This window comes from Gramella sp. Hel_I_59, from assembly GCF_006714895.1.
In the GTDB taxonomy this organism is placed as follows: Bacteria; Bacteroidota; Bacteroidia; order Flavobacteriales; family Flavobacteriaceae; genus Christiangramia.
Genome location: NZ_VFME01000001.1, coordinates 1,950,750 through 1,969,973 on the forward strand (window position 1 = coordinate 1,950,750; position 19,224 = coordinate 1,969,973).

A 19,224-nucleotide genomic window follows, 5' to 3' on the forward strand; every position below is an offset into this window, starting at 1 on the left:
CAGAAAATGATTTATAAAATTAGATTATAAGAATTGCTGTGCTACATTAATGATCTCGTCATGATCAAATGCCAGTTCCATTTTAGGCAAATCTTCCACAGCAACCCATCTTGCATCCCGGGCATCATCTGAGGGAGAAAGATCTTCTTCGCAAAAAATTCTACTTAAGAATGCAATTGAGATGGTATGCCCTCGAGGATCCCGCCCTGGATTTCCGAAGGCTTGTACCTGTTCCATACTTTTAACAACCACACCGGTCTCCTCTTTCAGTTCTCTTTTTGCTGCAGTTTCAAGGTCCTCCCCTTCATCTACAAATCCGCCAGGCAGAGCCCATTGATCTTTAAATGGCTCATTCTTACGCTGAATCAGTAAAACCTTAAATAAATTATTTGTTTTACAGAATACGACGCTGTCAACTGTTACCGCTATCTTATTATCTGCCATAGAGTTTATTTTATATAGACTGTTTTCTTATTTACAAATTCCTGAATACCATCTAATGAAAGTTCTCGACCATAACCTGAGATTTTGGTGCCTCCAAATGGAAGACGAGGATCACTTTTTACAAGCTCATTTACGAATACTGCACCATCTTCAAATTCCGGAATTATATCTTTCGCAAAATCCATATCTTCAGTAAATATTGAAACCCCCAAGCCAAAATCTGAGCTATTTACAAGTTCGATAGCTTCTTCCGCAGTTTTAAATCTAGTGATACCAATTGCAGGCCCAAAAGTTTCCTCTTTGAACATGGACATCTCTTTAGTTACACCACCCAGCACCGTTGGTTGCATATATGCACCATCTCTTTCACCGCCAATGAGAATCTTTGCTCCAGCGTCTACAGAAGATTTTATTTGCTTCTCCAGATCTTCAGCGAGATCTACTCTGGCCATAGTACCAATAAAAGTATCCTCGTTCATAGGATCTCCACTTTTGAGTTCCTTTACTTTTTCAACATAATTCTTTGTGAACTCTTCAGCGATATTTTCATGGATAATAAGTCTTTTTCCTGCAATGCAGCTTTGTCCTGTATTCTGAAACCTTGCTTGAATGCAGGTGTCAATCGCAGCATCCATATTTGCGTTGTCGAAAACTACCAATGCATTACTACCTCCTAATTCCAGTACAGATTTTTTTATCTCACTACCAGCGGTGGAAGCCACTGCAGCTCCTGCAGGCTTAGAACCTGTAAGAGTAACAGCCTTTATTCTTTTATCTTTTATGACATCATCGATCTTGTCGCTTCCTACCGTCATATTCTGAAAACAATATTTTGGAAAACCAGCTCTCTCAAATACTTTCTGAATATTATTTGCAGAACGCATTACGTTGCTAGCATGTTTGAGAACACCTATATTACCGGCCATCAATGCGGGAGCAGCAAATCTAAACACCTGCCAGAATGGATAGTTCCAGGGCATAACAGCCAGAACTACTCCAATAGGCTCATAACTTACATAACTCTTTTGAGCATCTGTATCAACTAGCCTGTCAGCAAGGTGTTCTTCAGCATGCTTGGCATAGTATTCACAAACCCACGCACATTTTTCAATTTCAGAAATGCTTTGAGAAATTGGCTTCCCCATTTCCAGTGTTATATCCCGGGCGTATTCCTCCTTATTGGCTTTGAGCTCTTCCGCAGCATTTTTCATGAATTCTGCACGTTCACCCATGCTGGTTTTTCTCCAGAGTTTATATCGCTGCTGGGCATTCTCTAAAACTTCATCGATCTGTTCTTTAGAGAGCTCTTCAAATTTCTCAATGGTCTCACCGGTATATGGATTCTTAGATGCAATCATGATTTTCCTTAGCTTTTATTTTAAATATAAGAACTTGAAAGTGTCTCCCAAGTTCGATTAAGAAGGATTTAACTCGCAGTTGTTTATAAACGGTTTACAACTAAGGTGATGGCATAGAGGTTGAGACATCTCTATTGCATATATTTAATAAAACTTACTTGCCATGAATCCTAGAGACATCAAATTACTGGAACTCAGGCCTGAGATTCCTTCTGCTAGAATTACAGATAATATGAGCGATGAAGAACGTTTTCAAAATAAAACGCTCCGTCCTATTGCTAAACTTCAGAATGATCTAATTCTGGCTATGTTTAGAAATTACATCAAAAAGCACAAAAACAAATTTTACGAATTGAAACTGGATCGTAGATTGATCTACGTTGAAACTGCAATTCAGAAGGATATAAAATTCCGAAACAGTTTAAAGGGTGCGATCATCGGGCAGTTTACTATTGAAGAGTATGATACATATATCCTCAATAGTTCTGCATTGAACAAGCGAATGATGAATATTGTTCGTGAAAGATTACAAAGTAATATTCAATTACTAGAAAAACATGATGTAGCGTACTAGGAAGCCTACAATTACCGTGATGGTAAAACTCATAAGAGTTCCTACCAGAACGTATTCAGTCTGCTTTCTGGCTCCGGTTTCAGCTTTATCACTGAACCTGAGAATCGATTTTGCGGCTATCAGAAATCCTATTGCTGAAAAATTATCGGTAAGAATAAAAGTGAGCACAAGAATTCTTTCAAAAATCCCAATATAGCGGCCAGCAGCATCAAGACTATTTTTCTGCAAATCATCTTTGACTTCTGTTTGCCAGCGACTTGTTGCCTTTCCAATTAAAAATCCTGAAGGGAAGATCACTAGCATATACCCCATAATGACCGCAAGAATTGAAGTGGAATTGATCATTTCCTGTAAGAACAAGATCACATTTTTAAAATTATCTGTGAGATAAAGCCACGCAAAGATTATGGCAATTAAGTGAAGTAGCTGATCCAGCACAAACATTTTTAAAGTATCCTTTCCAGACTGTAGTTTCCAAAGGTCTACAATAAAGTGAGTAACACCTATAAAAATGGCAATATACCAGAGTTCAGGATCTGCCAGGAATATAAATGTTAGAATTCCCGCTACGATCGAATGCAGGTAAAGGAATCGTGATCTGCCTTTTTTCCTTCTTTTATGCTCCACCCATTTAGTAGGCTGCAGTACAAAATCGGTTACTACATGTGCCAGTAACAATTGTAAAAGAATCAAAATACTATTCTCCATCTATAAAATGTTGTTTCATTACTTGTTCGTATCGCTCCATCAAACTTAAGATAGCATCCCATCCGGCAGCTTTTTTACGTTGATTAACAGCTGACTGACTAATGCCCAATGTTTCTGCAATTTCAGTCTCTTTCATTTCCTTTAGCAGATAATAGATAACTTCTGCTGAAGCACTACTCCATTTATCGGTGATTGTATCAAATAGCAAAAATGCATTATCGAATTCATGGTTAACCTCCTCAATTCCGGTTTTTAGTGTCATTTTCCTACCGGTCTTCTTCATTTCGTCAAGAGTACGTCCAGAGTATTGAAAAGCTTCCCCATTTGATTCCATGATCGATTCTCTTTCAAATTCGATCGTTCCTATACCTATTGAAATTCTAAGATCGGCTTCAATACGATAGGAATTAGAATCAATAGCTTTCTGGGATCGTAATTTATTAACAGCTGACTTAATTCTTAAAGCACTTCGGAATGAAAATACAGGTTCTATTATACCTTGTAGGCTGTCACCTCTATACAATTCGAATTTAGAATTTTTATACTTCCTTTCAATTCCCTCGATCTCTGCATTAAGAATGTCCAGGACCTCAGTTAGTAATTCACCTGAATATCTGGTGGAATTAAGCAAGTCGGCGGTGATTACTGCAATCATATACTAAAATATAAAAATAAGCTTAAAGGCTAATATAGTAATTTTATAAGCAAATAGACTTATTTAACTCAGAGCGCGTATTAAATATTTGCTAATTGCTCGGCTATGACTTTTAGCTTAATTAATTTTAATTCCAATCTAGAAATTAAATACAATGGTAGCTAATAAAGCAGAATTATTCAACAAATGTCTCGATACTGTAAATAGACAGATCGATAAATATCAAAATGAAATGGACCAGATCAAACAGTCCATGGAGAACAATGATGCTCATACAGACTATGATGAGGACGATAGCAAAGGGCAATTACTTGGGGACTTTGAAAAGTATGCGGAATACCTTGACAACTCAAGGAAAATGAAAGAAAAACTAAGCAAAATAGATAGAAATCATTATACGGAAGCTGTTGATTTTGGGAGTGTTATAGAGACCAATGAGAATTATTACTTTATATCTGCCGCTTTAGGAAAAATTGATATGGAGGATGGAACTTCTGTTTATGCAATTAGTACAGATGCTCCAATATTTAGTGAAATGAAAGGTAAAAAAGCCGGTGATAAATTTTCATTCAACAATAAAGAACAGGAAATAAAAGAAGTTCACTAGAATTGTTTTATTCCGGGTATTCGATCCTGAGATGGTAGATGTTTTTCAACTTCCGTTTCAGGATCTTTTTTATGGTCTGGATTTCCTTGAATGTAATATTGGAATTTAAGAACTGACCTTCATCCATTTGCTTATCGATGATCTTCTCTACAAAACTATCGATAAGAACAGCGGTTGGTTCCTTTAAACTTTTACTGGCAGCTTCTACACTATCGCACATCATCAGGATGGCAGTTTCCTTACTAAAAGGAATAGGACCAGGATATTTAAAATCATCTGGAGCGGCATTATCATTACTTTCCATCTCTTTTTTGTAGAAATAGTAAACGGTACTGGTTCCATGATGAGTTCGAATAAAATCGATCACTCTATCTGGTAAATTGTTCTTTTTCGCGATTTCAATTCCTTTAATCACATGCTCAATGATAATTTGTGCACTTTCTCTAGGTGAAAGCTCGTCGTGGGAATTGACCGATGTAGTTTGATTCTCTGTGAAGTACGTTGGATTATGCATTTTACCAATATCATGGTATAGTGCTCCTACCCTTACCAGCATTGCATTTGCCTGAATTTCATTGGCGGCAGCTTCGGCAAGGTTCGCAACATTTAGACTATGATGAAATGTTCCTGGTGCTTTTTCAGCCAGTTGCTTCAGTAATTTGGAATTAGTATCTGAAAGTTCCAGAAGTGACATATCTGAAACCATTCCGAAGATCTTTTCATACACATAGATAAGGGGCTGAACGAACAAGGTTGCTAGTCCACCAAGTAGAAAAGTAAGAAAGACTTCAGCACTAATATCATCGACTGTTCCTTCCTGTATGATTGTAAATGCGAAGTAGGCAATAATATATACCAGCGTAATCTGTCCTACCGAAATAAATAGGTTCGCTCTTTTATAAAGTTCACTAATAGTTAAGATCGTTACAATACCCGCTATGATTTGTAAAAACATATATTCATAGCTGTTTGGAACTATAAATCCTATGAGCAGCACTGTTATTACGTGCGTGAACAATCCAAGTCTTGCATCAAAGAAGGCTTTTAAGGTAAGCGGAAGGATACATAATGGCACTACATAGACGTAGTTAATATCAAAATTTATAACCAGAGTGGTAAGCATCACCATAAAAATGATGTTGAAAAATATGAATGTTACCTTCACATTATTTTCAAAAATACTGGTACGATACTTTCGCATGAACAATAGCAACATGAGCAAAGCGAGGGCTACCAGCGTACTATAACCAACGATGATCCAGTTGTAATTCGTTTGACTCCATACCTGTGATTCATACTCAGCTTTCAGGGATCTAAGGATGTGGTATTTATTTCCTTCAACCACTTCTCCTTTTGCAATAATTCTGCTTCCCTGCTCAATGATTCCGCGAGTATAACTTATATTGTTCAGCTTACTCTGAAGCTCTTTCTGGGTTAACTCATTATTAAAAGTTACGTTGGGCTCTACGGAATTAAAGAAGACCTCAAGCAATTCGGTTTTAAAAGAACTAAATCCTGCACTGCTAATCTCCTCGCTCAGAAAACTACGAATCTGGCCCTGCTTCAGAATTCGGCTATATTCTACTTCTGAAGCTTCATTACCTTTTAATAAATATACCAGCTGATCAGGCTCTAATCTTTCACTTTCCTGAAGAAGTCCGAACTGGTAGATCTTCCCAACCGTTTTCTGAACAAAATTATCGACAATGGTTTCGTAGACCCTTAAAGTAGTATCTGCAAAGACATTATTAACCTCCTGAAGAGCGTCATTTTTTATTCGCTCCTCTTTCTCGGCATCAAAATTATAGTAAGGGATATGGGCCTTCTGTATATCCTGCTGTTCTGCGGAAATCTCCTCATCAGTCTTTAAAATCGCAAAATCGAACGGCGCGTATAAATTCTCATACTGCCACGGTTTACCCTTCGGAATATCATATTTGAATTTACCTCCTTTTGGCAGTAGGTAAACGATCAAAACTGAAGTAAGTATGAATAGGAAAACTTTGTAAAAAAGTGCCTGATTCTTGTAAAGCCTGTTTACGAAATCGCTCATATATATTGAGGTAATGCTCAAATGTAGTAAAAATAGGGCTCATTGAGCTTAGGTTATTAAATTCCTTATAAAATCACTAACTTCGCAACACTCGAAATAATAAGATTTATACATATGAATAAAGAAGTAGTTATAGTAAGCGCTGCGAGGACTCCAATAGGTAGTTTTCTTGGTAGCTTATCCAGCATTCCCGCAACTAAATTAGGCTCTATAGCCATTAAAGGTGCTCTTGAAAAGATCAATCTTAAACCAGAAATGGTTCAGGAAGTATTAATGGGGAACGTTGTACAGGCGGGGAATGGTCAGGCTCCTGCAAGACAGGCATCACTTGGTGCTGGAATTCCTGATTCTGTTCCATGTACCACAGTGAATAAAGTATGTGCAAGCGGTATGAAAACTGTAATGCAGGCAGCTCAGTCTATTATGCTTGGTGATAACGATATTGTTGTAGCCGGTGGAATGGAAAACATGAGCTTGATCCCTCATTACGTTCACATGAGAAATGGGAAGAAATTTGGACCCGCTACTCTTGAAGACGGAATGCAAAAAGATGGTTTAGTAGATGCTTACGAGCATAATGCTATGGGTGTTTGTGCCGACCTATGTGCTTCTGAACATAATTTTTCGCGTGAAGATCAGGATGATTTTGCTAGAAAATCTTACGAAAGATCTGCACAAGCCTGGAAAGATGGGAAATTTGATAATGAAGTAGTACCTGTAGAAGTTCCTCAAAGAAAAGGTGATCCTGTGATCGTAAATGAAGATGAAGAATTTAAGAATGTTCGAATGGACAAGATTTCTTCTCTAAGACCTGCTTTTTCCAAAGACGGAACAGTAACCGCTGCAAATGCATCTACCATTAATGATGGTGCTGGCGCTGTAGTTTTAATGAGCCGCGAAAAAGCTGACGAACTTGGTCTAAAACCTCTAGCAACGATTAAAAGTTTCGCTGATGCTGCTACAGAACCAAAATGGTTTACTACTGCTCCATCTAAAGCTTTACCTAAAGCTATAGAGAAAGCTGGAATTAGCCTTGATGATGTTGATTTCTTTGAATTTAATGAAGCATTTGCCGTTGTTGGACTTGCTAATATGAAAATCCTTGGTTTATCAGACAAGAATACTAACGTTAACGGTGGTGCAGTATCTCTTGGACATCCACTTGGATGTAGTGGTGTTCGAATTTTGATCACGTTACTAAACGTACTGGAACAAAATAATGGAAAAATTGGTGCTGCAGCGATCTGTAATGGTGGCGGTGGAGCATCAGCAATAGTTATAGAACGTCATTCATAAGTCAAGTTTTAGTAAATGCAATATGGTATTTGCCATTTAAGTATTGTTCCGCTTAGAAATTCATCATCGGCAGAGGGTGGAATGGTTTCTCAAGTTTTGTATGGAGAGCACTTCAAGGTATTGGAAAGAAGGGCTTACTTCAGCAAGATTAGAAATTCTCATGACAGCTTCGAAGCCTGGATTGATAATAAGCAATATAGAATGATCGAAGAATCTGACTATCAAAATTTAGATGCTCAGACTCTTCAATTATCTTCAGACCTTATCGAATTTGTTACAGATGAAAAAGGTTTGCTTATGCCTGTAGTTTTGGGTAGTTCGGTTAGATTTTCAGAGCAGCTGAATCATAAATTTGAAGGTGAGTACGACAATGCTTCCGGACGCACAAAGTCCGACCTTATAATAACAGCCAGCTTATATATTAACACTCCCCAAACTTCTGGTGGTAGAACTCCATTCGGTATAGATGCAGCAGGTTTTACGCAGGCTGTTTATAGAATTAATGGATATAAACTGGACAGGGAAGCTGCTTCACAGGCTAAACAAGGTGAAGCTCTTAGTTTTATTGAAGAAAGTGAACCCGGAGACCTGGCATTTTTTGATGATCAGGATGGTGTTATTAACCATGTGGGAATGATGATGCAGGACAACTATATCATTCATGTAGATGGAAAAGTTCGTATAGATAGGATAGATCATTCAGGAATTTTTAATACTGAACTTCAAAAGCATACTCACAAACTACGTGTGATCAAAAAGATCATTTAGTTACATATACTTTTAAATTTTAGGAAATAAAAAAACCCGCTGAATTTCAGCGGGTTTTTTTATAATTAGTTATACTGATTATAACCTATCCTTTAGAGCATCTGCTTTCTCTTGTTGATCTAGATTGGTGTAAAGATTCATCGCTGTTTTTACGATTTCCTTATTCTCTGGATCTACTTCCATCGCTTTCTCAAGGTATGGTAAAACCTTTTTGTAAAGGTCTTTTCTTTGAGCGTCAAGTTCATCATAACGAGCATTGTCTTTTTTGCTCATTCCAAGATTGTTCATCTCATCGATAAGAGCTCTCTCTTTACCTAACATAGCAGCAACCATATTGATTCTTGCTTCATTATATTCTGAATCGATCTCTAATGCCGTCTTATAACTTTCTACAGCTTTTTCAGTATTCTCAATCTCAGCGTACATCAACCCAATATTGTTGTATACACCAGGGTTAGATTTATCCATGTTTCCAGCTTCTTCCAGGATAGAAATTGCTTTCTCTTTTTCACCCATCTGGTAGTACATATTCGCTTCAGAAAGCAAAAGATCTACATCATTCGGGTTTGCAGCTTTTGCAGCGTCAATGGATTCGATAGCTTTATCGTATTGCTCCTGGTTGATATAAATTCTAGCAACTAAAGAAGCTATCTCTCCCTTTTTAGAAGGAATTGGTTCAACTTTAGGATCCTTATATTGTCCAGTCTTAACCATAAGATCCATTTGTTCTTTAGAACCCATGTTCTCTTTTTCTCCGGTTTCGATATTTACAGCTGTAAAAGATTTACCAGAACCATCATATCCAAGATCACTTAACTCCTCTAAGTATTCAACAGCCTTACCGTATTCCTGAGCATTTACTAAATTGTTAGCCGCATAATACAGATATACAGTATCCTGCTTACTCATTTGGTAGCTTGTGTATAATTTATCTGCTGCAGACTGATAATCTTCTTTCCCCTGGTCTTCAATTGCAGAGTTAATAAGATCATTCTTCATTTTAGTCAGTGCTGCGGAAGCATCCTCGTTTCCAAGTTCTACTGCCTTTGCATAAGCCATAGCTGCTGTCTGCACATCTTCATTGGAAGGATTCCCGGAAGAATAAGCTTTACCTTTATATAGATAAAACTTCTCTTGCCATTTATCATTTAATTCGGAAAGATTTGCTTCAGCAACTTTTAACTGAGCCTTAGCTTCAGTAAAGTTTTTGTCTTCAATAGCGTCTTCCGCATTTTTAACCTGGTCCTTCTGTGCGAACGTCGTCATGGTTAGAAATGACACAGCCGCAGCCGTTAAGATATTCGTTTTCATTGTTGTTTTGGTTTTTTATTTTTATTCTTCACTATCATCTGCAATAGTCGTGCCATCAGTCTGACTCTCCCCGCCTACAGGCTTTTCCGCGTCTTCCATTAGCTCAACATCATCTTCATCATGCAAGACTTTTGCCACTGCGGCAATAGAATCATTACCTTTTAGGTTTATAAGTCTTACACCCTGTGTAGCACGACCCATAACTCTTAGATTCTCAACAGCCATTCTAATAACGATCCCCGATTTATTAATGATCATAAGATCATCATCGTCTGATACGTTCTTGATTGCGACAAGTTGTCCTGTTTTATCAGTAACCGAAATTGTTTTAACTCCCTTACCACCTCTATTGGTGATTCGGTAATCCTCCAGGCTTGATCTTTTACCATAACCATTCTCAGAAACTACTAGAATATCTGAATCAAATTCATTTACCGAAACCATTCCAACAACTTCATCGTTATCATCGGCTAAGGTAATTCCACGAACACCTGAGGCATTTCTACCCATAGGTCGGGTTTTGCTTTCCTCAAATCTAATAGCTTTACCACTTTTAAGTCCTAACATGACCTGGCTATTCCCAGTAGTTAGTTTTGCTTCAAGTAATTCATCACCATCCTTAATAGTAATGGCATTAATACCATTTGTTCTTGGACGGCTATATTTCTCAAGACTTGTTTTCTTGACCTGTCCTTTTTTGGTGGCCATGATCACGAAATGACTATTTACGTATTCTTCATCCTTCAGATCCTGAGTACAGATAAAGGCATTCACCTTATCCTCAGGTTCGATATTGATAAGATTCTGAATCGCTCTACCTTTTGAAGCCTTACTTCCTTCCGGAATTTCATAAACTCTCATCCAGTAACATTTACCATTTTGAGTAAAGAATAGCATATACTGATGGTTGGTGCCTACGAAAAGGTATTCAAGGAAATCTTCATTTCTGGTATTCGATCCTTTTTGTCCAACTCCTCCTCTATTCTGAGTCTTGTATTCGTTCAGTGAAGTTCTTTTGATATACCCAGCATGAGAAATAGTAATCACTACCTTCTCATCTGGGATCATATCTTCGATACTAAGATCACCGCCAGCATATTCGATTTGAGATCTTCTTTCATCCCCGTACTTTTCCTGTACTTCCAGAAGTTCATTCTTGATCACTTCCATTCTACGCTCTTTTCGAGCCAGGATATCTTCCAGATCTTCGATTGTCTTGATGATGTCATCATATTCAGCTCTTAGCTTATCCTGTTCAAGACCGGTAAGCTGTCTCAATCGCATTTCTACGATCGCTTTAGCCTGAATTTCTGAAAGTTCAAAACGATCAATTAATTTATTACGAGCTTCTTCAGCATTAGAAGAAGAACGTATTAAGGCAATAACTTCATCAATATTATCTGAAGCAATAATTAATCCTTCCAGGATATGTGCTCGCTCTTTTGCCTTCCGAAGTTCGAATTCAGTCCTTCTCACAACCACATCATGTCTGTGTTCTACGAAATGGTGAATAAGATCTTTTAAATTCAGCATTTGAGGTCTTCCATTCACCAGTGCAATATTATTTACACTGAAAGAAGATTGTAATGCTGTATGTTTAAATAAGGTATTAAGAACGATGTTAGGAATAGCATCCCTTTTCATTTGGTATACGATACGCATACCATTTCTATCAGATTCATCTCTAATTAGACTAATCCCCTCGATCTTCTTGTCATTTACTAGGTCAGCTGTTTTCTTGATCATATCAGCTTTGTTCACCTGATATGGTATTTCTGTAACAACCAGGTATTCACGACCAGCAATCTCTTCCATGTGCGATTTAGCACGCATTACAACTCTACCTCTTCCGGTTTTGAAAGCCTCCTTTACGCCGTCATAACCATAAATAATTCCTCCCGTCGGGAAATCTGGAGCTTTTATGTATTGTATAAGTTCATCGATCTCAATATCATGGTTTTCGATATAAGCGATGGTACCATCTATAACCTCATTTAAATTATGAGGTGGCATGTTAGTCGCCATACCAACAGCAATACCGCTAGCTCCGTTTACCAATAAGTTTGGTACCCGTGTTGGCATTACTACAGGCTCACTTAATGAGTCATCAAAATTCAGCTGAGTATCTACCGTTTCCTTGTCAATATCTGCAAGCATATCCTCACTGATCTTACGCATACGCGCTTCAGTATAACGCATCGCTGCAGGACTATCCCCATCTACAGATCCAAAGTTACCCTGGCCGTCTACAAGCATATAGCGCATGCTCCATTCCTGAGCCATACGTACCATAGTATCGTATACAGAAGAATCGCCGTGTGGGTGATACTTACCTAATACTTCTCCTACGATTCTCGCAGATTTCTTATAGGCTCTATTTGAAAGTACTCCAAGCTCATACATACCGTAAAGCACACGTCTATGTACAGGTTTCAATCCATCACGAACATCTGGTAGTGCACGTGACACAATGACCGACATCGAATAATCGATGTAGGCAGATTTCATTTCATCTTCAATATTGATAGGAATTAGCTTTTCTCCTTCAGCCATATTAAAAAATTTAATTATCTTAAAATTGTAAGGGGCAATTTACATATTTTATACCTCTTTAACGTCCCGTAATCTCTGAGCTTAAGTATTTTTTATTAACAAATTTTTATTGTGTTTTGGTTAATAAGTTCATTATTTTCCCTTTTGAAAAGTGATGGTTATTTTGTCACTTAGCTATGGTCACCTTATTAGGTACAGTTTTTGTCCTATTTGGAGTGAAAATAAAATTGAGAAAGGAAGATAAAAATGGATGATAATTTTTCACCAAGAGTAAAAGACGTTATTGCTTACAGTAAAGAGGAAGCACTAAGGCTTGGTCATGATTTCATTGGAACAGAGCATCTAATGCTGGGGTTGTTGAGAGATGGAGACGGGAAAGCTATAGATATTCTTACCGCATTGGAAATTGACCTTAGCCATTTGAGACGTAAAGTCGAAATACTAAGTCCTGCAAATCCCAATACTGTTACTATTAGTAATGAAAAGAAAAACCTGCATCTTACCAGGCAGGCAGAGCGAGCATTGAAAACCACATTTCTGGAAGCCAAATTATTCCAGAGTGCTTCGATTAATACCGCACATTTATTATTGTGTATTCTTAGAAATGAGAATGACCCAACTACCAAACTGCTGAACAAATTGAGAATAGACTACGATGGCGTTAAAGATCAGTTTAAATACATGATTGCTAGCGATGAAACTGACTTTTCAGATAGTCCAACGGCGGAGTCGTTTTCAGATGATGAAGGAGATGAAGCTACCAGGGAAAATCCGTTTAGCGGAGGTGGCGGAGCCAGTACAGGTAAAACCAACAAGAAATCAAAAACTCCTGTTCTTGATAACTTCGGAAGAGACCTTACTGCAATGGCTGAAGCTGATAAGCTGGATCCTGTAGTTGGTAGAGAAAAGGAGATCGAAAGAGTTTCTCAGATTCTTAGTCGTAGAAAGAAAAATAATCCATTATTGATAGGAGAACCGGGAGTTGGTAAATCTGCTATTGCTGAAGGTTTAGCACTAAGAATTGTAAAAAGAAAGGTGTCCAGGATCTTGTTCGATAAAAGGGTTGTTACTCTTGACCTCGCTAGCCTGGTGGCTGGTACAAAGTATCGTGGCCAGTTCGAGGAACGAATGAAAGCTGTGATGAACGAGCTTGAAAAGAATGATGACATCATCCTTTTTATAGATGAGATACATACGATCGTTGGCGCAGGTGGAGCAACAGGTAGCCTGGATGCTAGCAACATGTTCAAACCTGCACTTGCAAGAGGCGAAATCCAATGTATTGGTGCTACTACCCTTGATGAGTACAGACAATATATTGAAAAAGACGGTGCTTTAGAAAGAAGATTTCAGAAGGTAATAGTAGAACCTACTACTGTAGATGAAACGATAGAAATCCTTAATAATATCAAGGATAAATATGAGGACCACCATAATGTACAGTATACAAATGAAGCGATTGAAGCTTGTGTAAAGTTGACGAATCGTTATATGACCGATAGGTTTTTACCGGATAAGGCTATTGACGCATTAGATGAAGCAGGATCAAGAGTTCATATTACTAATATCGATGTGCCAAAACAGGTGCTGGATCTTGAGCGAAGACTTGAAGAGGTTCGTGAAAATAAGAATTCTGTTGTGAAAAAGCAGAAATATGAAGAAGCTGCGAAACTTAGAGATGATGAAAAAAATCTTGAAAAAGAACTTGCTGTAGCTCAGGAAAAATGGGAAGAAGAGTCTAAGAAACATAAGGAAATCGTTTCTGAAGATAGCGTAGCTGATGTAGTTTCGATGATGACTGGAATTCCGGTGAATCGTATCGCTCAAACCGAAAGTAATAAGCTTGTGGAACTTCCGCAGTTGATCAAAGGGAAAGTTATTGGTCAGGACGAAGCTGTAGGCAAAGTTGTAAAAGCCATACAGAGGAATCGCGCCGGACTTAAAGATCCAAATAAACCAATTGGTTCATTTATATTCTTAGGACAAACTGGTGTTGGTAAAACTCAGTTAGCTAAAGTATTAGCAAGAGAATTATTTGACAATGATGATGCTCTTATCAGAATTGATATGAGTGAGTACATGGAGAAATTCGCTGTTTCCAGACTAATTGGAGCACCTCCAGGATATGTTGGTTACGAGGAAGGTGGACAACTTACTGAGAAAGTTCGTAGAAAGCCATACGCTGTGATCCTCCTGGATGAGGTTGAAAAGGCACATCCAGATGTATTCAATATGCTTCTACAGGTATTGGACGATGGGTATCTCACCGATAGTCTTGGAAGAAAGATCGATTTCAGAAATACGATCATCATCATGACTTCTAATATTGGAGCTAGAAAATTAAAAGATTTTGGTCAGGGTGTTGGTTTTGGAACTACCGCTCAGAAATCTCAGGTGGATGATAATGCCAGAAGTGTGATCGAAAATGCATTGAAGAAAGCATTCGCTCCCGAGTTTTTAAATAGGATTGATGATGTAGTAATCTTTAACGGTCTTGAAAGAGAAGATATTCATAAGATCATCGATATCGAACTTGCGAAACTGTTTGGTAGAATTCAGGGACTTGGATATGATCTTACTCTTACAGATAAGGCTAAAGATTTTATTGCGGATAAAGGTTTTGACAGGCAATATGGTGCCAGACCATTAAATCGAGCTATTCAGAAATATATTGAGGATGCTTTAGCTGAAGAGATCATCACATCTAATTTGAAAGAAGGTGACAAGATCACCATGGATCTGGATGAAGAAAAAAGTGAACTGACTATAGATATCCAGAAATCTGTTGAAACTGAATAATATTTAAGTTCATAGAATAAAAAAACCTGTCATGAAAATGACAGGTTTTTTTATTCTTGTGTATCACTTAAACTTCATTAATTTAGCCGAAAATTGCCCTAATTATCATATGAACTACCCTACTATTGAACTTGAATTTGGCAGTGTTACAATTCTTGAGAATTTTATGATCGCTAAAATGAACGAAGGTATTCTGTTTGATATTAGCAAAAATGAAACACTCCTCGAAATCGGAACTGAAGTCTTTCAGGGTAAACCCTATGCTTATATATCACACAGAGTTAATAGCTACGCGGTAGATCCAATGGTTTACAAACAATCTGCAAAATTTCCAAATTTGAAAGTTATCGCGGTTGTTAGTGATAACGAAATGACACGAAGCCTGGCCTCTACAGTTGAAAGAGAATTTTATACTGATTCTAACTGCTTTCAGGTTTTCACCGAACTTAAGAATGCTACAAATTGGGTACAGGGAAAATTATCGCTCCAAATCACCAAATAGAATTCATCAAATTAATTCTTTTGAGCTGGTTCCGGATTTCTATTGAATAATTCCTGAACTGCACGACCAATATTATCTGCAATATCGCCAGCAAGCAAACTTTCATATCCTAATTGATCACTTGCTATCGTACCGCTTGAACCGTGTAAGTAGACTGCCAGAATTGTCGCCGCAAGGCTGCTATATTTCTGACCTATAAAACTTGTGATAACTCCCGAGAGCACATCACCGCTACCAGCAGTCGCCATTCCGGGATTTCCTGAGGAATTTATGTAGATCTCCTCATTATTTATTATAAATGTATGAGCGCCCTTTACTACTATGATGATTTTAAACTTTTTGCTTAAAGCTTTAACCTTTTCAAGTTTATCAAAGTCATCCTTCCAATCTCCTATTAGTCTTCGCAATTCCCCAGGATGCGGAGTGATTACAGAGTTTTCAGGTAATTCATTCAGAAGGGACATGTTCTTTGATAAAATATTGATTCCATCAGCATCAACCACAATTGGTTTTTTCTGTATTTTTAAAAATTCTTCAAAAGCTTTAGCCGTAGCATCATTATTTCCTGCTCCCATTCCGAAGCAAAATACATCAGCATCAAAATCTGAAGGGAATTTGGTGATCATTTTAGAGTTTTCATCTGTGAGCACCATTACTTCCGGAATAGATATTTGGAGGGCATCATATCCACATTCAGGGATATAAACCGTACATAGCCCCGTACCCGATCGCATTGCTGCCCTGGATGCCAGAATTACGCTACCTATCTTACCGTAGCTTCCTCCAATGATCAGAACCTTTCCATAGTCACCTTTATGAGAATTAATTTTTCTTGACCTATATAGACTTTGAGCCTCCTCTTTTCCTATCAAGAATATGTTTGAATCCACTTTCCCAAGATATTCTCGATCTAGTGCTAGATCGATGACCTGTAGATCACCAACATAATCCATGGTATCTGGTAGGTAAAAACTGAGTTTGGGAGACTGGAAGCTCAGGGTATATCCTGCCTGAACTACTGCTCCATCCTTAAAGATCTTATCTGGCGCTAAACCGCTTGGCATATCGATAGAAAGAACGAAGGCTTGTGAAGTATTTATCAAATTAATTAAACTAGCAGGCCATCCTTCTACTGGTCGGTTCAAGCCAATTCCAAACAACGCGTCTATAACAAAATCACCGGTATGAATTTCAGGGAAACCCTTTTGACTCTTAATAAGTTCTGGCCAGTCATTCGTAATTTCCTTCAACTTCTCATAATTGCTCAAGAAATCATCAGCTCTTCTATCACTATAATTAACTACAAATGTGCGAACCTCATATCCATGTTGAATGAGATGCCTCGCGACTACTAACCCATCTCCTCCATTATTACCAATTCCGCAGAAAATCTTTATGGGAATTGGGGCTCCCTGCAATCTCTTATGAATTTCATTAAAAACAAGCGTTCCTGCCCGCTCCATAAGTTCTTCTGAAGTGATTTCCTGCTTTTCCAGAGTAACCTTGTCTGCTTCTGCCAATTGTTCTGCCGTAAGTATTTTCATTGGGTAAATCTTTCTTAATCTTTCGTTTTTTGAAGCTTAAAGATACTCATATAAAAACGCTTAATTAATATTGTATTCTAACTGAATTCAATAAATTTGGGCAAATTTTTGACAATAATGAAAGAAGTAGCCCTGTCTGCAATTCACAATGAATTAAATGCCAAAATGGTACCTTTTGCTGGATACAATATGCCAGTTTCTTATGAAGGTGTTAACATTGAACATCAAACTGTACGAGAAAAACTCGGTGTTTTTGATGTTAGTCACATGGGAGAATTCCTGATTTCCGGAGAAAATGCATTGAACCTTATTCAGAAGATCAGTTCTAACGATGCTTCAAAGCTTACAGATGGGAAAGCTCAGTATTCTACGATGCCTAACGAGGATGGTGGTATTGTGGATGATCTTATTATTTACAGGCTGGAAGCAGAGAAATATTTGTTAGTTGTAAACGCTTCAAATATCGATAAGGACTGGAACTGGATCTCTCAGCATAATGACGTAGATGCCACTATGCGTGATATGAGCGATGAATTGTCTTTATTGGCGATACAGGGACCTAAAGCAGCTGAAGCTATGCAATCCCTTACTTCGATCGACCTTCAGAATATGAAATTCTACACTTTCGAGGTGGGAACTTTTGCCGGTGTGGAAAAAGTGATCGTTTCAGCTACAGGTTATACTGGTAGTGGCGGTTTCGAAATTTACTTCAGAAACGAAGATGCTCCTCAAATCTGGGCGGCAGTAATGGAAGCGGGAGAAGAATTTGGTATAAAACCAATTGGACTGGCAGCAAGAGATACTTTAAGATTGGAAATGGGATATTCCTTATACGGGAATGATATCGACGATACTACTTCCCCTATTGAAGCTGGTCTTGGCTGGATCACAAAATTCAGTAAAGATTTTATCAATAGTGAAGCGCTTAAAAAACAAAAAGAAGAAGGTCCAAAGCGAAAGCTAGTCGCTTTTGAAATGGACGAAAGAGCTATTCCTAGACAGGGATATGATATTGTAGATGAAAACGGCAAGAAAATTGGAGAAGTCACTTCGGGCACCATGTCACCATCCCTTGAAAAAGGAATTGGTTTAGGATATGTACCGGTAGAAGTTGCAGGTGTTGGAAATAAAATTTCCATTCAGATAAGAAAAAAAGCTGTACAAGCAACTCAGGTGAAATTGCCCTTTTATAAAGGATAATTTATTTGAAACGAATTTTGATATTAGGAGCGAGCGGCTTTATTGGGAATTCCCTGTATAAAGAGCTCTGCTCCTATTTTGATACACACGGTACCTATTATACTGAAAATGATTTTTTTGAAAAAAATCATCAATTCCACCATTTCGATATAGAAACGGAAAACATCAGTATTCTTCTTGAAAATTTAAAGCCAGATGTCATCGTATCCTGCCTGCGTGGAGGATTTGAAGCTCAGATTCATACTCATTTCGAGATCATCAATTACCTTCTCAATTATCGTAAAAAGCTGATATTTCTGTCATCGGCCAATGTTTTTGATGCTTTTACCAATTATCCCTCCTACGAATATGACAAAACACTTAGTCAGAGTGTGTACGGCAGATTCAAGATCAAGATAGAAAATGCATTGCTTAGACTTCCGAATAAACAATATAATATCCTGAGACTTCCTATGGTCTTCGGAAAAGGTTCCCCGCGGGTTAAGCAAATAAGAGCAATTCTGGATCTAAACGAACCGCTAGAAGTTTTTCCAAATGTGGTCGTTAATGCTACTGAAATTGGAAAGGTAACTCAGCAAATTCACTATATTATAAATAGGAACAGACAGGGAGTGTTTCACTTAGGCAGTGATGATCTGGTGCATCAAAGAGATCTCGTAGAGGACCTTACCAGGGAACTTGGTTATGAAAATCCACTTTTCAAAAATGTTTATGACTCCAACTTCGACAGATTCCTGGCGGTACTTCCTAAGGATAATAAGCTTCCAAAGAACCTACAGATAAGTATTCAGGAAGTAGTCAAGGCATCGGCTAAATTATAGCTGTTAATTTGATATTAAACTGAATTACCAT

Annotated in this window: 16 protein-coding genes; 8 read left to right on the forward strand and 8 right to left on the reverse strand. The window is 37.8% G+C overall.

What is annotated here, in order from left to right; translation table 11 throughout:
* Positions 1-24 precede the first annotated feature (24 nt).
* Both JM79_RS08850 and JM79_RS08855 read right to left on the reverse strand, forming a co-directional pair.
* The gene (locus tag JM79_RS08850; RefSeq protein ID WP_141877802.1) at positions 25-444 is read right to left on the reverse strand and encodes an NUDIX hydrolase; all 420 of its coding nucleotides are present in this window, start codon (positions 442-444) and stop codon (positions 25-27) included.
* A gap of 5 nt (positions 445-449) precedes the next feature.
* On the reverse strand, positions 450-1,802 hold the full coding sequence (locus tag JM79_RS08855; RefSeq protein ID WP_141877803.1) for an NAD-dependent succinate-semialdehyde dehydrogenase: 1,353 nt from the start codon (positions 1,800-1,802) through the stop codon (positions 450-452).
* 163 nt (positions 1,803-1,965) lie between these two features.
* Here JM79_RS08855 and JM79_RS08860 point away from each other — a divergent pair, with 163 nt between their 5' ends.
* Positions 1,966-2,376, forward strand: coding sequence for a glyoxalase (locus tag JM79_RS08860; RefSeq protein WP_141877804.1), 411 nt, complete (start codon positions 1,966-1,968; stop codon positions 2,374-2,376).
* Here the strand turns inward: JM79_RS08860 and JM79_RS08865 are convergent.
* Positions 2,350-3,084 carry a DUF3307 domain-containing protein gene (locus JM79_RS08865; RefSeq protein WP_141877805.1) on the reverse strand — a complete coding sequence of 245 codons (735 nt, stop codon included), beginning with the start codon at positions 3,082-3,084 and terminating at the stop codon, positions 2,350-2,352. The genes JM79_RS08860 and JM79_RS08865 overlap by 27 nt on opposite strands.
* Positions 3,074-3,739 (reverse strand): hypothetical protein, encoded by a 666-nt coding sequence (locus tag JM79_RS08870; protein ID WP_141877806.1) that lies wholly within the window; start codon positions 3,737-3,739, stop codon positions 3,074-3,076. Before JM79_RS08870 ends, JM79_RS08865 begins: the two co-directional genes overlap by 11 nt.
* Positions 3,740-3,893: 154 nt before the next feature.
* On the opposite strand from JM79_RS08870, the gene JM79_RS08875 reads away from it, so the two are divergent.
* Positions 3,894-4,346, forward strand: coding sequence for a transcription elongation factor (locus tag JM79_RS08875; protein ID WP_141877807.1), 453 nt, complete (start codon positions 3,894-3,896; stop codon positions 4,344-4,346).
* A 7-nt stretch (positions 4,347-4,353) separates the two neighbouring features.
* Here the strand turns inward: JM79_RS08875 and JM79_RS08880 are convergent, their stop codons facing one another.
* A complete protein-coding gene (locus JM79_RS08880) occupies positions 4,354-6,399 on the reverse strand; it encodes an HDIG domain-containing metalloprotein (protein ID WP_141877808.1) in 2,046 nt (681 codons plus the stop codon).
* Between the two features lie 114 nt (positions 6,400-6,513).
* Between JM79_RS08880 and JM79_RS08885 the strand changes: the two genes are divergently transcribed.
* Both JM79_RS08885 and JM79_RS08890 read left to right on the forward strand, forming a co-directional pair.
* Complete coding sequence (locus JM79_RS08885; protein ID WP_141877809.1) at positions 6,514-7,695, forward strand: acetyl-CoA C-acyltransferase; 1,182 nt, start codon at positions 6,514-6,516, stop codon at positions 7,693-7,695.
* Between the two features lie 15 nt (positions 7,696-7,710).
* Complete coding sequence (locus JM79_RS08890) at positions 7,711-8,463, forward strand: NlpC/P60 family protein (RefSeq protein ID WP_141877810.1); 753 nt, start codon at positions 7,711-7,713, stop codon at positions 8,461-8,463.
* 78 nt (positions 8,464-8,541) lie between these two features.
* Here JM79_RS08890 and JM79_RS08895 read toward each other — a convergent pair whose 3' ends face one another.
* The gene (locus JM79_RS08895) at positions 8,542-9,774 is read right to left on the reverse strand and encodes a tetratricopeptide repeat protein (RefSeq protein ID WP_141877811.1); all 1,233 of its coding nucleotides are present in this window, start codon (positions 9,772-9,774) and stop codon (positions 8,542-8,544) included.
* A gap of 21 nt (positions 9,775-9,795) precedes the next feature.
* Positions 9,796-12,327 (reverse strand): DNA gyrase subunit A, encoded by a 2,532-nt coding sequence (gene gyrA / locus JM79_RS08900; RefSeq protein WP_141877812.1) that lies wholly within the window; start codon positions 12,325-12,327, stop codon positions 9,796-9,798.
* Between the two features lie 246 nt (positions 12,328-12,573).
* Here gyrA and JM79_RS08905 point away from each other — a divergent pair, with 246 nt between their 5' ends.
* A complete protein-coding gene (locus JM79_RS08905; RefSeq protein ID WP_141877813.1) occupies positions 12,574-15,126 on the forward strand; it encodes an ATP-dependent Clp protease ATP-binding subunit in 2,553 nt (850 codons plus the stop codon).
* A gap of 31 nt (positions 15,127-15,157) precedes the next feature.
* Positions 15,158-15,628 (forward strand): hypothetical protein, encoded by a 471-nt coding sequence (locus JM79_RS08910; RefSeq protein WP_260443410.1) that lies wholly within the window; start codon positions 15,158-15,160, stop codon positions 15,626-15,628.
* A gap of 11 nt (positions 15,629-15,639) precedes the next feature.
* Here the strand turns inward: JM79_RS08910 and JM79_RS08915 are convergent, their stop codons facing one another.
* On the reverse strand, positions 15,640-17,172 hold the full coding sequence (locus JM79_RS08915) for an NAD(P)H-hydrate dehydratase (protein ID WP_141877814.1): 1,533 nt from the start codon (positions 17,170-17,172) through the stop codon (positions 15,640-15,642).
* Positions 17,173-17,289: 117 nt separating this feature from the next.
* Between JM79_RS08915 and gcvT the strand changes: the two genes are divergently transcribed.
* Both gcvT and JM79_RS08925 read left to right on the forward strand, forming a co-directional pair.
* On the forward strand, positions 17,290-18,372 hold the full coding sequence (gcvT, locus tag JM79_RS08920) for a glycine cleavage system aminomethyltransferase GcvT (RefSeq protein WP_141877815.1): 1,083 nt from the start codon (positions 17,290-17,292) through the stop codon (positions 18,370-18,372).
* Between the two features lie 5 nt (positions 18,373-18,377).
* The gene (locus JM79_RS08925) at positions 18,378-19,193 is read left to right on the forward strand and encodes a sugar nucleotide-binding protein (RefSeq protein WP_141877816.1); all 816 of its coding nucleotides are present in this window, start codon (positions 18,378-18,380) and stop codon (positions 19,191-19,193) included.
* Positions 19,194-19,224: the final 31 nt, after the last annotated feature.